1 protein-coding gene is annotated in these 17,130 nt (G+C 39.3%); it reads left to right on the top strand.

Going from position 1 to position 17,130, the window contains the following annotated elements; translation table 11 throughout:
- Positions 1-152: 152 nt before the first annotated feature.
- Positions 153-17,114: a T9SS type B sorting domain-containing protein gene (locus ACNQGG_RS01040; protein WP_417960686.1), complete on the top strand. Its 16,962-nt coding sequence runs from the start codon at positions 153-155 to the stop codon at positions 17,112-17,114.
- Positions 17,115-17,130: the final 16 nt, after the last annotated feature.

Here is a 17,130-nt window from a genome sequence, read left to right as displayed (position 1 = left end):
AATCCGTTATGGAAAAATAGTAATAATTATTTTTTTTTAAAAAAATAAGACCAGTTTTATGCAATTTTAAATTGACCTTCATGCCCCTGAGAGTGAGTTTAAATTAATAAAAACCTTCAGGCAACATTGCTTGGAACTATAATTTTGTCCCAATGAAATTAAAAAACTACCTACTAATTGCTGCTTTTTTTTCAGCAAATAATTATACCGTCTTTGGGCAACTTGCCTTTTCTTTTTCGACCAGATTTTTAGGCGATGTTGTTAAAATAAAAAGGAATGTGCTATTAAAAGTGACCAAAAAAGCTATTTTTTTTAAAACGGTTTTAGCGCTCTTAATGGTATTGTTGAGTGTAACATCCTACTCTCAAACCTATAAGGCTTTTTCTATAAGAGAAAAAATTGATATTAGAGGTAGTATGGTTGTTGCAGGAAATAATATTCTGGGCAAAGACAATCTTCCTTTCAACGATGGCACAAAAGCCAATCAGGACATAGCAATGAAGTATATTGATATTGATAGTGATATCACTACTTTTAGTTCCAGTAGTGCGGATCTTTTAGTGCCAAAACAAAAAGATGGCAGCTCCAGTTCTTGTTATAGAATTGCCTATGCCGCTTTGTATTGGGGAGCAATACTCCAAAGCGGTAGCAGAACCGATATCAATAAGGTAAAATTGAAATTGCCCGGCGCTACAACTTACAATGATATAACCGGCGAGGTGATTTATGATGCGGTTGTCAATCCCATAATTCCCGATGCAAATAAGCCTTATGCCTGTTACGCTAATGTGACTAACTTGTTAAGCGGATTATCAAGTTTGGCAGGGACTTATACTGTTGCTAATGTTATTGCGGGTTTAGGTTCTAATGGCACGACGGGATTGTCTGCCGGATGGACTCTTTTTGTGGTTTACGAAGACCCTAGTCTTCACATGAAATCATTTAGCATCTTCGATGGATTTAGTCATGTATATTCGTCTCATTTTGAAAAAATTCCTGTTACGGGATTTTTAACACCACCATCGGGTAATATAGATTTACAATTTGCCTATGCAGCTTTAGATGGAGATAAACCTCAAGGGGGAACTAAACTGGAATTTGGAACAAAAGAGGTTACAACTCCATTACGATCTGCTAATAGATTCTTTAATTCTACCATTGAAAACACCAATGGGGTTTCGACGCCAAGAAATCCTTCGGGAACTAACACTTTGGGTTATGATACCGGCGTATTAGAAGTGAAGTCCGCACAGCCTGAGTATATTAATAACAATCAAAATTCAACCGATTTTACATTGCAAGTGGCTAAAGGACAGGCGGATCCCGTTTTTGTTTTTTTTAGTGCTTATGCTGTAGATATTATTTCACCAAAAATAGACTTAACTAAACTGGTAAAGAGCACTTCAGGGGTTAATGTAGGTGGAGCTAATGTTGTTTTAGGGCAATATTTAACCTATGAGATTAGTTATCAAAGTGTTGGTAATGACAATGTGAATAATTTTACCATAAAAGATGTACTTCCAACTAATATTATTTTTGATCCGGCAACCGGCATAGATTATACTAATGCAGGAGGCGCTACATTACAATCTTATAATGCAGCAACAAGGACAATTATTTTTAAGATCCCGAATAGTTCGGTATTAGTCAATGGATCTACTTATACCATACGATTAAATGTACAAATTGTTCCAGATTGTAATTTGTTAAGTGATGCTTGTTCTAACATAATTATGAATCAGGCCTTCGCAACTTATAGCGGTATAATTAATCCAAAAATAGTTCAAGAAGAAGGTAGTTTTGACTCGACTGCCTGTAAATTGGGTTCCCCTCAATCTACAAATTTTTTGGTGGACATTACTAATTGTAAATTTACTCAAAAAGTAGTTCTATGTGGAGCCAGTGTGGTATTATCAGCCTCAGACGGATACGATAATTATTCTTGGTCAACCAGTTCTACCGGGTCACCAATTATTGGCACCAATAAAACGTTTACGGCGACGCAAACAGGAACCTATTATGTTCGTTCCACATCCACCTCCACATGTTTGCCTATTACTGAAGAGATTACTGTAATCCCTTTTGGTAACACGGTTACAAACCCCGTTATCCCTTTTGCGGATCAGGTAGTAACCTGTCCAAATAATGGAAAATTATTACCTAATATCTTTCTTTGCGGCTTGGGGGATATCCGTTCAATCAATACAGGGATTACCGATGCCTTATCAATTGTTTGGGAAAAATTGAACGAGGGAAGTTGTGCCGTAGCCATACCAAATTGTGCTAATGAAGATAATGCATGTACCTGGAGTCAGGTAGGAACAGGGGCTAATTATAATGCAAATACCTCGGGACAATTCAGGATTACGATAAATTATACCGGAGGATGTTTTAGTCGGTTTTATTTCAATGTATATCAAAATCTTTTAAATCCTACTTTTAGGACTAAAGATATTATTTGTACTACCGTTGGGCAGATAATCGTTGAAAATGTTCCCGCTGGATACGAATATAGTTTAGACGGAGGAGGTAATGGAATATACCAGTCAAGTAATATATTCCCTAATGCCGATTTCCCTGTTGTAGCCGCAGGATATCATACGGTTTATATAAAACAGATAGGGGTAGCTACCAATCCGTGTAAATTCCCAGTGCCTGATATACTGATCAGACAGCGCAATTTTATGGGAGAGGCAGAAGTAATTCAACCTTTATGTAATGGAGATAGCGGTAGTATTATTTTACGGGCTTATGACGCTCTTCCACAATATTATTATAGTGTTTATCAGGGGACAACACTGGTTAATAGTGTGGGACCAATAATGGCTAGTGAATATACATTTTCGGGTTTAAATCCAGGTGTTTATAAAGTAAGGGTTTGGACTGATGATGGTTGTGATTATTCTACTGATGTTGAAATAAAAGAACCTGCTTTATTAACAGCAACTTCAGCACTTACTAAACCATTGACATGTTTGGATGGGGAAATAACGGTATATCCAGTCGGAGGGACACCACCGTATACCTATTATATTAACGGGACTGACAATTTCCAATTTATTCCACAAATTGTAGTTACAAATCCACTTCCTGCTGGTCGAATATATACTGTAATTATTGAAGACAGTAAAAACTGTAGAGCAACTACTGCAATAACGGTTGCTGCAACACCTCCGCCAGTTTATACCGTTAATAAAACAGATATTAAATGTTACAATGACAGTACGGGTGCAATTAATTTTAATGTTACTGATACTAATGGTTATACTCTGGCTTATAGTATAGATAATGGTGTTACATATGCTGCAAATTCGACTTTTTCCAATCTAGTGGCAGGAACGTACAACACTATTGTACGTTATACTTTGGGTACATCTGTTTGTTATGGGACTATGGAAGGAATCACCATAACACAACCAACGACTGCTTTATCGGCCTCTGCAGGAGTTTCTGAGTTAGCGGGTTGTGGCCCATCGGGAGAAGGAAAAATAAGCATTACCAATCCGCAAGGAGGAACTGCTCCATATGAATATAGTTTTGACAATCAAGCTACATGGGCCACGGTTAGCAATGCTTATAAGGCGCCAGGGAATTATACATTATACATTAGAGATATTAATGGCTGTATTTACACAATGCCAAATATAATTATTGAACCAAGACCTGTACAACCGACTATTGCGGCTACAGATCCTGTTTTTAATTGTGACGGTACTGCAACGAGTACGGTAACAGTTACAACTATTGCAAATGCAAATTATAGTTATCAATATCTTTTAGATGGAGTATCAAATACAAATATCCCTTCAAATATTTTTGTTGGAGTAACTTCGGGTAATCATACGATTTCGGTTAAATATAATTCGACAAGTACTGCTTTATCCTGTATTCCACAAAGTGATTTTTATTTCGTGGTAGCATCAGGAAACGCTTTTACCGCTGCTATTACAAGTTTTAAAGCTATAAGTTGTTCAGGAGTTTCTGACGGGGCAATTACAATTGCGGCTCAAAATTTTGATACTACAAAAGGCTTTCAATATTCTATTGATAATGGAGCAACTTGGTTTACCCAAATGACTTCTCCATACACAATTACAGGATTGGCCAATGGCACTTATGCTGTTCAAATACGCTACGATGCCACTTCAACTGGAACTTGTGTTAAAACATTTTCTCAAATTATCACGGCACCAACACCTCTTACGGTTACGGCTTCGGTAACTACGGCAGCTACTTGTTCTACAGGCGCCACCATTACTGCTGTTGGGGCAGGAGGAACTTTGGCTTACCAATACGAATTAAGGGATGCTGCAGGAGTTGTCGTTATTCGACCATACCAATTAAATACCCAGTTTACCAATGTGCCTGTAGGGAATTATACTGTTTTTGTACAAGATGCCAATGGCTGTATTAGTGCTGTTGGTGCTGCGATAAATGTCGTGGCTCCACCAACCTTAACGGCTACTTTAGACGCCAGTTCCGACATCTGTTTTGACAGCGTGAATCAAGCCTCATTAGTTGTAAATGCATCAGGAGGAAAAGCCCCGTTTGCCTATAGTTTAGATGGTACAGCGTCTCAAAACAGCAATACTTTCACTAATGTAGGAACGGGAACCCACAACATAGTGGTTACAGACAGTTACAATTGTACAGCTACAATAAGTGGTATTGTCATTGCTCCTCAATTAATTGCCGTGGCCAATACTACCAAAAAATTGGATTGTACTGCTAATTCTGATGCTGTAATCACGGGAACCATATCTGGTGGAACGGCTCCTTTTACGGTAACGGTACTTTCTGGAACGGGTCCGGGAATAATAGCACAACCAACGGCAACTACTTTTACCTATACAACTGCAATTGGCAGTACGTATCAATTTCAAATAAAAGATGCCAACGGCTGTATCGCTACCACCTCGGCTACTGTAAATCCTTTGGTTCCGATAACGGCAACCACTATCGATGTTAACCCTTCATGTAGTGGCGCTTTGGATGGGTCGGTACAAATAATTCCATCAGGCGGAGTAGGGCCTTATACTTACAGCAGCGATGGAATTACTTATGTTTCGGGTTCGTTATTTTCAGGTTTAGGAGATGGAACTTATACTTTTTATATCAAAGACAGCAATGCATGTTTTATTACTAAAACGGTTACTCTAACACAGCCTACTGCTTTAGTGACTTCGGCAACGGCAACCGCGTTTAGTTGTAGTGCTACCAACACGAAACAATCAGCAACAATAACCATTGCAGTTCCTACAACAGGAACAGCACCATACCAATACAGTTTTAATGGAGGCGGTTATACCAATACCAATACTTTGACCCTAAATGACGACGGGACAGATCAAACAATTTCGTATTCCGTAAAAGATGCCAAAGGATGTATTTATGGAAGCACCGTTACATTATTAAAATTAAATCCACCAACGGATTTGAGTTTTACGGCCGCCCCAATAACGTGTTCGGCGACTACAACAACCGTGACAGCTAATGGAACAAATGGAGTCGGGACTTTGACTTACGAAATTGTGTTTCCAGTTGCTGCCGCGACTTTAAATACTACGGGTATTTTTGCGGGATTATCTCCGGATACTTATATTTTCAAAGTAACCGATGCCAATGGATGTTATTATTCAGAATCTTATGTTGTAAATCCGGTTACGCCAATTGCGGTTATCGGAAACAAATTGAGCGATGTATTGTGTAATGGAGGAAATACGGGATCAATTCAATACACCGTTTCTGGATTTTCGGGAGCGTATAGTTATAGTATCAATGGCGGTTCAACTATTTCGGGACAAACAGCAACAACAATCAACCTGACCAATCAATCTGCTGGAACGTATGCAATCTTAATTACTGATGAGGTAACCGGTTGTACTGCGAATGCTTCAATAACAATAACGCAACCCCCAGTTTTGGTAGCATCTTCTGCAACTGCAACCCATGTTAACTGCAACAACGATGATTCACAAATTACGGTAATTGCTTCAGGAGGAACGGCAAATTATAGTTATGCAGCAGTAATTTCGGGTTCTACGGCTCCGACAACTTATAATAACAGCAATGTAGTAACCGTTGACACCAACTCGGCAACTAATTTAACTTGGGATGTTTATGTAAAAGATGCCAAAGGTTGTATCGCAATCACCACGGTAACAGTAATTAGTGATGCTTTACCCACGATTGACACTCCTGCCGTACAATGTTATGTTGGATCACCAATTAATATTAGCATTACAGGAACATCCGTGGGAGTGCCAACTTACAGCATCGGTAGCGGATACCAATCGAGTCCAAATTTCACAATCAATGCTCCAGGAACTTATACTTTAAGTCTTAAAGATGCCAGCGGATGTATTGCAACAACAACTTACATCGTTTATCCACAGTTAACTGTTTTGCCAGCGATTACAAAAGAGTTGGATTGTTCAGCATCACCAGCTGCAATTATTACAGTTACAGCTGCAGGAGGAAAAAGTCCGTATTCATATGCAGTTTCAACAGATGGAGGAAGCACGTATGCCGCAATGGGAACCAATGTGTATTCGACTTTGGTAGCCGGTACTTTCCAATTTAGAGTTACCGATGCCAACGGCTGTATCATAACCGCCACGGCCACGGTAAATTCTTTGGTTCCAATAATGGCAACCACTACCAATATTGATCCATCTTGTAATGGTGTTTTGGACGGATCGGTACAAATAATTCCATCAGGCGGAGTAGGACCTTATACCTACAGCAAAGATGGAATTACTTATGTTTCGGGTTCTTTATTTACTGGTCTTGGAGATGGAACGTATACTTTTTATATCAAAGACAACAAAGAATGTTTTATTACTAAAACGGTTATTCTAACACAGCCCGCCAGTTTAGCGGCAACATCATCAGTAACTCCATTTGCTTGCAGCACTACGAACACCAAACAAGCGGCAATAGTAACAGTAACTGCAACATTAGGAACGGCACCATATCAATACAGTTTTAATGGAGGAGGTTATACGAATGTCAATACATTAACATTGAATGATAATGGATTGGATCAGCCTTATACTTATGGTGTAAGAGATTCTAAGGGTTGTATTGTTTCAGGTGGCGGTACCTTATTAAAATTAAATCCACCAACGGATTTGAGTTTTACGGCCGCCCCAATAACGTGTACTGCGACCACAACAACCGTGACAGCTAATGGAACAAATGGAGTCGGGACTTTGACTTACGAAATTGTATTTCCAGTTGCTGCAGCGACTTCAAATACGACAGGTGTTTTTGTGGGATTATCTCCAGAAACTTATATTTTTAAAGTTACGGATGCCAATGGATGTTATTATACGGAATCACATATTGTAAATCCAGTTACGCCAATTGCAGTTATAGCAACAAAATTGACCGATGTAGATTGTTTTGGAAATACAACAGGCGCTATACGTTACAATGTAAGCGGATTTACAACCTATAGTTATAGTGTAAATGGAGGAACGGCCATCACAGGTCAAACAGCCACAGTAGTTACTTTGCCAAACCTTGGGGCGGCTACTTACAATGTTGTTTTTACAGATGAAACTACAGACTGTACTGCTCCTACATCAATTACAATAACACAACCTACAGCTGCTTTATCAGCAACCATAGCACAAGTAAACGCCAACTGTTTTACACCAACTTCACAGGTTACGGTTACTCCAGGTGGAGGAACAGCTTCTTATACTTATGCCTACAAACAAAACAATATAGCTCCAATAACAACAGATTATGCAGTTGTTAATGTCGCCAATTTAAATCCTGTCACAAATGCAAATTGGGACGTATGGATAAAAGATGCTAATGGATGTACCGTTAAATATGACATTGTCATTACTACAGATCCAGTTCCGTTAGTTACAGCAACCGCTACAACACAATGTTTGGGAATGGGAAGTTACACTATCACCGCCGCAGGTTCAGGTGGAGTTGGAACATTGACTTACAGTATTAATAATGGAGGTTCCTATCAAGCAGCAAATACTTTCGTGGTTGCTACAGCAGGCAGTTACACCATTCGAGTAAAAGATGCCAATGGATGTACCGCCGATAGCGCACCAGTAATAGTTGCGCCACAATTGACATTGACTGCCGTTTTGAATAAAGGAATTACTTGTAATCCAGTACCGACCGCAGCCCAAATAACTATAACTGCAACAGGAGGCACCACTCCGTTCACTTATGAATCGAAAGAAGCTTCGGGTTCTTATACCGATATGGCAAGCAATGTGTTTAATTCAAGTGCCGCGGGAAGTTATACTTTTAAGGTTACGGATGCCAATGGTTGCAGTGCTGTAACGACAACTCCAATTGTTACCATATTACCTATAAATCCTGATATTACTGGAGTTACGCAAACACAATTCATTAATTGTAATGGTGACGCAACAGCAGCCATTTCGATTGCAATTGACAATACCAAAGGGCAATCACCATTTGTGTTTAATGTAAAACAATATACTGATGCTACTCATACAGTGTTAATAAAAGATTTTCTTACCCAAACATCAGGTTTGCCGGCAGGGTATTATTTAATTACGGTTACTGATGCCAAAGGTTGTACCGATACCGAAAATATTACTATTGCTGAGCCAGCAAAAATGGTTATTGAAAAAACAATTAAACCAATTACGTGTGATGGTACTGGTATTTCAAAAGGTTCAATTATAATTGATAAAATAACAGACGGTATTAGCACCATAGGAGGAACCGGAGGAACTGCTCCATATACTTACTATGTGACAGGGATTAATGGATATAATCAATCGGAACCAAATCCAACTGGAAATACATCAACTACTTTTGATATCGTAGATTTTGGTTTATATCAAATAAGAGTTGTCGATGCGAATGGTTGTTCGGTTATAGAGAAAGATATTTTAGTTGCATCACCACCCAATTCTTTAGGTATTACAATTAATCCTTCGGTTACTTGTGCCACTGGAGGAACTGCTATAGTAAAAATCACCTCAACTTTTGCAGGTTCTGGACCTTTTCATTTCAATATTTATAATGGACCTGGTCAAGTTTGGGTTGCCGATGGGACAAATGGTTGGCAAGGTGAAACTCCTCCAGACAGTAAAGAAACTCTTTTTACCAATTTATCACCTTGGGTGACTTACACTTTCATAGTATATGATGAAGACACTAAATGTTATTATTATGAAACTTCGACTATTCCAGTACCGTCAAATACCTCTCTTTCTGTTGCTAATTTAGTTCCAAAAAATATTACGTGTATTGGAAATAATGATGGGAATGTGTCTTTTGATGTTACAAATGCTGGGGGCACTTCATTAGATTATACCTATGAAATATTTGAAGCGTTTACCAACATCTCTAAATATGTATCAGGCACTTTTTCAGTTTCAGGATCAAGTACAATTAACATTCCAAATATTCCTATAAATCTTGGAGTTGGAACGTATTATGTTTATATAAAAGAAACCTCTGGAGCAAATGCAGGTTGTGGTAAAGCTTCTGCTAATTTTAATATTAAGGAATCTACCTCAATGTTGTTATTCACGGCAGCTAAAATCAAAAATGTAAATTGTAATGAAGACGGTATTATTGCGGCTCAAGCCAAAGACGGTACAGCACCTTACACTTACCAATATTTACTGGCTTCTGATCCTGTGCCGACCGCAACAACTCCGGGCTGGATTGCTAACACTACTTTTGCGACAAGTGTAACAGGAAATTACATTGTTTATGTGAAAGATGTATATGGTTGTATCAAACAAGATGCCATAACATTAGATGCTGATGATACTCCTACAATTTCATCACCGGTAGCTCCAATCTGTTACGATGGTAGCACACCGTTTATAATTACAATTACTGGAACAGTAGATTCAGACATTGTTGGAGGTGCAACTTACAGCGTCAACGGAAGTGCTTTCCAAAATTCATCAAGCTTTACATTCAATGCCGCTGGAACGTATAATTTGGTAATTAAAGATGGAAATGGCTGTACTGCAAACGTGAATTATGAAGTATATCCAAAGTTAAATTTAGCGGCCACTTTAGCCAAAGAATTGGATTGTACAGCAACACCAAATGCCGAAGTTACTTTAACAACAACAGGAGGAAACACAACACCGTCTGCTAATTATACTTATGAAGTATCTACAAATGGTGGCGGAACTTGGACAGCTATGGCTACCAATGTATATTCTGCAGCAATAGCTGGAACGTATGATTTCAGAGTTACGGATGCCAATAATCCAACGCTGTGTCAAGCAACGACAACTTTTACTTTAGATCCAATTGTGCCAACGGTATTTACAACAACACAAACCAATGTAAGTTGTAATGCAGGTACTGATGGAACGATTACGGTGAATGTAACTTCTGGAGTTGGTCCTTACACATATCAATTGAATGCTGGACTTTTCCAATCTTCAAATGTATTCACGGGATTAAATGCAGGAACTACTTATGTCATTACGGTCAAAGATGCAAAATTGTGTCTTTATCCGAGTGCTCCAATTACGATTACGGAGCCAACGGCTTTAACGGCAACTACATTCTTGACCACGCCATTAACTTGTGGTGCAGGAAATGTGGCACAACCCGCAACAGTAACCATAAAAGGTGTTGGCGGAACAGTCCCATACGTTTATAGTTTTGATTTAGGAACCAATTATTCTTCTACCAATACCTATCAATCGTATGTTGGAACTACTTTTAATGTTCTTGTAAAAGATGCAAAAGGTTGTGTTTATACTTTACCAAATGGTGTAAACATACCAGCTTTAGTTCCACCAACGGATTTAATGTTCAGCACAACATCAGCAGTTACTTGTTTAGCACCTGGAACAGTTGAAATTACGGGTAACACGGGAGGAGTTGGAATATTGCAATATGAAATCATTGCACCATCGCCAATAATAGCACCTCAACAAACGACAACTACTTTTGCAGGTTTGACACCGGGAACCTATTTATTTCAAGTAACGGATGCCAATTTCTGTACCTATCAAGAATCATACACGGTTAATCCAGTAATAAATATCACTGTTTCAGGTCGGTTGGTTAGTGACGTGACTTGTAATCCGGGAACCAATGGAGAAGTGTTGTTTACGGTTGGAAATTTTTCAGGCACCTATACTTATTCAATCAACGGAGGAGCTGTAAGTGCACCACAATCAAATCCGACGATAACAGTTTCAGGATTAAGTGCTGCTAGCACGCAAACTATAGTAGTGAATGATGTGGTTACAGGATGTACAGCCACAACTTCTGTTACTATTGCACAATCTGCCTCATTAGCCTTGGTGGCAAACCCATTTATTAATGCCAATTGTAATTTTGGTGCCCAAGTAAGCGTGACCGCTTCTGGAGGCGTTGCTCCTTACAGTTATTCGTATGTAATAAGCGGTTCACCGGCCGGAACTTATTCTACTTCCGCTTCGGCAGTTTTAGATCCAGCTATGGCATCAACATGGGATGTGTACGTAAAAGATGCTAATAACTGCGTGATAACAACACCATTGCCAATTACTATTGCAACAGATGCTTTGCCAATTATCGTTATGCCTGCATCACAATGTTTTGTTGGAACACCATTAACGATTGATCTTTCAATTGGGCAAACAGTAGCAGTGGGTCCAGCATCTTATGTTATTAACGGTTCGAATCAAACGAGTCCAATTTACACCATTACTGCTCCGGGAACTTACAAGTTGAGCATTGTGGATGCCAATGGTTGTAGTTCGAATGTGGTAGATTATATCGTACAGCCACAATTAGTATTGAATGCTGCCTTGACAAAAGAATTAGATTGCACGACCAGTCCGGATGCCGTAATTTCACTTACCGCTGGTGGAGGCACGACATCTTATACTTTATATGAATATTCTACAAATGCTGGAACAAGTTATACAGCTATGGGCAGCAATGTTCTAACGACATTAACTGCCGGAAGCTATATTTTTAGAGTAACGGATACTCAAGGTTGCCAAGCTGTTTCAAGTGCAGTTACCGTAACACCACAAACTACTCCAACATTTACTTTTACTCCAACCAATGTAAGTTGTAATGGAGGTTCCGATGGCAGTATCGTGATTACTGCGGCAAATGGAATTGCGCCATACCAATACAGTATTGACAATGGCGTAACTTACCAAGCTTCAAATGTATTTACGGGATTGAATGCTGCAGGAACCTATACGGTTGTTGTAATAGACAGAAAAAGCTGTGCTTCGGCAACAAGTCCATTAACAATAACAGAACCAACCATTGTTGGAGGCACAGCGACATTGACTCAAGGTTTAACTTGCGGTGCAGGCAATGCGACCCAAGCTGCTCTTGTCACCGTGACAGGAAACGGAGGAACAGGTTCTTATGAGTATAGTTTTGATGGAGGTGCAAATTATACTGCAACAAATACCTATTCTATAAACGTTGCAGGAATGGTAACGGCTTATATTAAAGATGCCAATGGTTGTATAAGTACTGTTCCCATAACAGTAAATGTTCCAGCATTGAACCCACCAACAAATTTAGATTTTGCTTCAACGGCTGTAACTTGTTTGGCTTTGACAAGCGATGTTCGCTTAACGACAACAAACGGAGTTGGAGCATTAAGTTATGCGATAGTGTCTCCTGCAAGTGCGACATCAAATGTTACAGGCGTTTCAAGCGGAATTTTCACAGGATTATTGCCTAATACTTATTTATTTCAGGTAACAGATGCCAATTTCTGTACGTATCAAGAATCATACACTGTTAATCCGGTAACAAATATCACCGTTTCTGGTCAGTTAATTAGTGACGTGACTTGTAATCCGGGAACCAATGGTGAAGTATTGTTTACAGTTGGAAATTTTGCAGGCACCTATACTTATTCAATCAACGGAGGAGCTGCAAGCGCACCACAATCAAATCCAATGATAACGGTATCAGGATTAAGCTCTGCAAGCACGCAAACCATAGTAGTAACTGATGTGGTTACAGGATGTACGGCTACAACTTCGGTTGCTGTTGCGCAATCAGCACCATTAGCCTTGGTGGCAAACCCATTTATCAACGCCAATTGTAATTTTGGTGCCCAAGTAAGCGTGACCGCTTCTGGAGGAGTTGCGCCTTACAGTTATTCGTATGTGATAAGCGGTGTGCCGGCAGGAACTTATTCTGCTTCCGCTTCGGCAGTTTTAGAACCAGCTATAGCTACTTCTTGGGATGTGTATGTGAAAGATGCCAATAATTGCGTGATTACAACACCATTGTCAATTGTTATTGCAACAGATCCAATTCCATCAGGAATAACGGTTAATGGTTTAAGTCAATGTCCGAGTGCGACAGGAACTTATACTTTTACCGTAAATGTGGCAACAGGAGTAGGGCCTTATGAATTCAGCATTGGAAGTGGATTCCAAACGAGTCCAACCTTTACCGTGAACGCACTGGGAACCTATGATGTAATTGTAAAAGATGCCAATGGTTGTTCAACAACAGCAACCGGTTTAGTTGTTATTTTGCCAGCCTTACAATTACAGTCAAACATTACCGCTTTACCAAGTTGTACGGATGGGGATGGAATATTAACACTTTTAGCTTCTGGAGGTTCAGGCAATTATGAATATAGTATTGACTCTGGAACGTATCAAGCTTCAGCAAACTTTACTAATATTTTTGCAGGAACTCATACGCTAACCGTTAGAGATGTTACCACAACTTGTACCAAATCTATTCCGGTAACTTTCTCGGCGGCAACGCAAATCACAGGTTTTATCCTTTCAAAAAAGGATGTTACTTGTAATGGAGGAAACGATGGGATTATTACCGCGACTATAAACATTCCTGCCGTGGGAGTGAATGACAATCCGATATACACATACAGTATTGATGGCGGTGCAACCACTCAAACGTCAACTATTTTTAGTGGATTAATTGCTGGAACTTATACTGTTGAAGTAACTTCAGGAAGAGGTTGTGTGGCAACTCAAACCATTACTGTAGCTGAGCCGGCTGTTATAACGGTTCCCGCTCCTGTTGTGGTGCAATTCGGCTGTAATTCAGGTTCAAACGCAATGAACTTTGCCACGATTACCGTAACGGAAGTAACGGGAGGTTCTGGAGTCTATACCAATTATGAATTCATAAAAGGAGGAACTCGAGTTCAGTTTGGTGCCAGCAATATATATACGGAAGCCAATTTATTGGGAGGAAGTTATACTGTAAATGTTTATGACAACAAAGGTTGCTTAGGTACTACGACAGCACCTATTGTTATAAATCCATTTATTGCTTTAGACAAAATAAATATTGCTATTAACAATGCCATTACCTGTACGAATCTGGAAGATATTACGGTTTCGGTAAGCAGCATTGGAGGAACACCGACGAACCTGCAATATACTGTTGCTGATTTTAATGCGACTACAGGCGTGATTGGAGCTAATTATAATTTCACCAATGCGACAGGAGTTTTCACGGGATTAAATATTGGAAATTATATAATTACAGTCGAAAATTTGGATACAGGATGCAGCATACAAAGCGTGCATCATGTAAACAACCCGAATACTTTCGACCTTACAATAGACACAATTGTTGATGTAACGTGTTTTAATGGAAATAACGGTAGTGTTAATGTCACTTTTATCGACAGAGTAGTAACGGCAACTAATCCGAATCAATCCGGACCATTCAATTATTCTATAGTTGATGCCCTTGGTAATTCGGTTACAGCTGGGACAGCTGTAACTGCAGGACCAATCACTATTAATAATTTGGTATCCGGTACGTTCACTATTACAGCTACATTGACGAATAGTCCGTTTTGTTCAGTGAGCAAAAATTTTACCATTGCGCAACCGATAGAAGCTTTGGCTGTAGCCGAAACCCATACTGCGATAACGTGTGTTACAGGTAACAATGATGGCACTATTGCAGTATCAGCTGTTGGTGGATGGACAGGAGGTTATGTGTTTGAATTAACAGGGCCAACGACTGTTGCATATTCTACTCAACGTAATTTTACAAATTTGATAGCAGGAACTTATACAATAAATGTACGAGATAGTAAAGGATGTGTGGCTACAACAAGCGTAACTTTGGCTATTCCAACGCCAATCACCGCAACAGCAAGCTCAAATATAGCGATGCTAAGTTGTTTTGGAGATAAGACCGCTACGATTACTGTTAATTTACCTTCCGGAGGTCAGGGATCGAATTATATGTACACGTTAAATACCACTTCTTTAGTTCCGGCTACTGCCAGTGGTCCGCAAGCTTCTCCTGTGTTTAATGGTTTAGGCGCAGGAACTTACACTATTACCGTGACTGATGGCTACAACTGCGCGGCTACTTCAAGCCCTATTGTCATTACTGAACCAACAAAGATAAAATCTAGTTTAGTGGTAGCTTCTAAGCAAACCTGTTTGACGCAAACGATGCTTACATTGAGCGCAACGGGTGGAACAGGAATTTATTCCTATAGTACCAATGCAGCTTTTACCACTATTTTAGGTTCATTTGCATCATCAGTAACTTTCCCGGTACCAGTTGGGACGTATCATTACTATGTTAAGGATGCTAATGGTTGTGTTGGTGTTGTTTCAAATGATATTGAGATCGTATCATTGGAAACACTTATTTTGAATGTGAATAGTACCAATGCTGTAATCAACTGTAAAGGAGATCTTTCAGGAGTAATAGTTTCCAGTGCTCAGGGAGGTTTAGGGAATTATGTTTATACCTTACTGGATGGAGCAGGAATACCTATTGTTCCGCCACCAACACAAATTACACCGGGTAATTTTACCCAATTGGCGGCAGGCAATTATAAAGTTCGCGTGGACAGTGGAGATTGTAGTACAACCACCGGTACTCCAATAGCTATCAAAGAGCCTTTGACTGCAATTAGTGTTGTACATACTGCAATTAATGTTATTTGTTTCGGACAAGGAAATGGACAAATAAACGTTAGCGCCTCAGGAGGTACCGGTATTATTAAATATGCTATTTCTCCTAGATTGGATCAGTTTTTTAATTTAGGAATTTTCATAAATCTTAAACCGGGTCTTTATGATATTATCGCTCAGGACGAAAATGGATGTTATCAGTACATCACAGGTATTGTTATTAGTGAACCCAATCCAATAGTTCCATTGCTTACTGCAGGATCAATGCTTCCGGAAATTTGTTTTGGAGATAAAGACGGAGCATTTAGTATTGATATTGTTGGAGGAACCATGCCATATAGTGTCAGTTTAGACAACACTAACGGAGTTTATACAACAGGCACTTTGATTCAGGCACAATTTGATTTCCCAGGATTAGCAGGAGGAACCCATACGGTTTATATTAGGGATGCCAATGACTGTGCAGTTGAATTTGTTGTTGTTATGCCGGAATCAGTTAAAATAAATCCGATAACTCTTGTGGATTATGGTTGTGTGAACAATTCGGCAAGTAATTCAATTACGGTAAAAGTAGATGCAAGTATAACTGATCTTACTGATCTGGATTATTCATTGGATGGTGCAGCTTACCAACTTGCTAATGTATTTACAGATGTGGTGCCGGGCATAAACCATTTTATCGATGTCAGACATACCAATGGATGTATCCAGAGAACTGCAACTTTCGATATTTTGCAGGTTGATCCTCTCGCATTAGTCCTCAACGACGGAGGATTAAATGAAATTGTAGCGGTTGCCACAGGAGGAGCAGGAGGATATCAATATACTTTCAATGGTGAATCTAATGGAAGTTCTAATTCATTTATTATAAGAGAATCTGGAGATTACACGGTGACTGTTACAGATACTAATGGTTGCGTTGCTACTGCCACTAGGTATTTTGAGTTTATTGATGTCTGTATTCCAAATTACTTTACACCGAACGGTGACGGAGTGATGGATGGATGGGCTCCTGGATGTACGATTAATTATAAAGACTTGACATTCGATGTTTTTGACAGATACGGTCGAAAAATAGCAACCTATCGTCTGGGCCAATATTGGGATGGTAAATACAATGGTAACGAACTTCCTTCAGGAGATTATTGGTATGTTTTAAAATTGAATGATTTGAAAGATGCTCGAGAGTTTGTTGGTCATTTTACCCTTTACAGATAATAAATAAACACTAATG

Source organism: Flavobacterium esculini (assembly GCF_048284325.1).
In the GTDB taxonomy this organism is placed as follows: Bacteria; Bacteroidota; Bacteroidia; order Flavobacteriales; family Flavobacteriaceae; genus Flavobacterium.
The sequence above is the reverse complement of the archived record's forward strand: the minus strand, read 5'-3'. Positions and strand labels throughout refer to the sequence as shown.

What these genes read in the sequence shown, in the direction of transcription:
- ACNQGG_RS01040 (WP_417960686.1), top strand. Translation starts at nt 153, where the DNA reads ATGAAATTAAAAAACTACCTACTAATTGCTGCTTTTTTTTCAGCAAAT.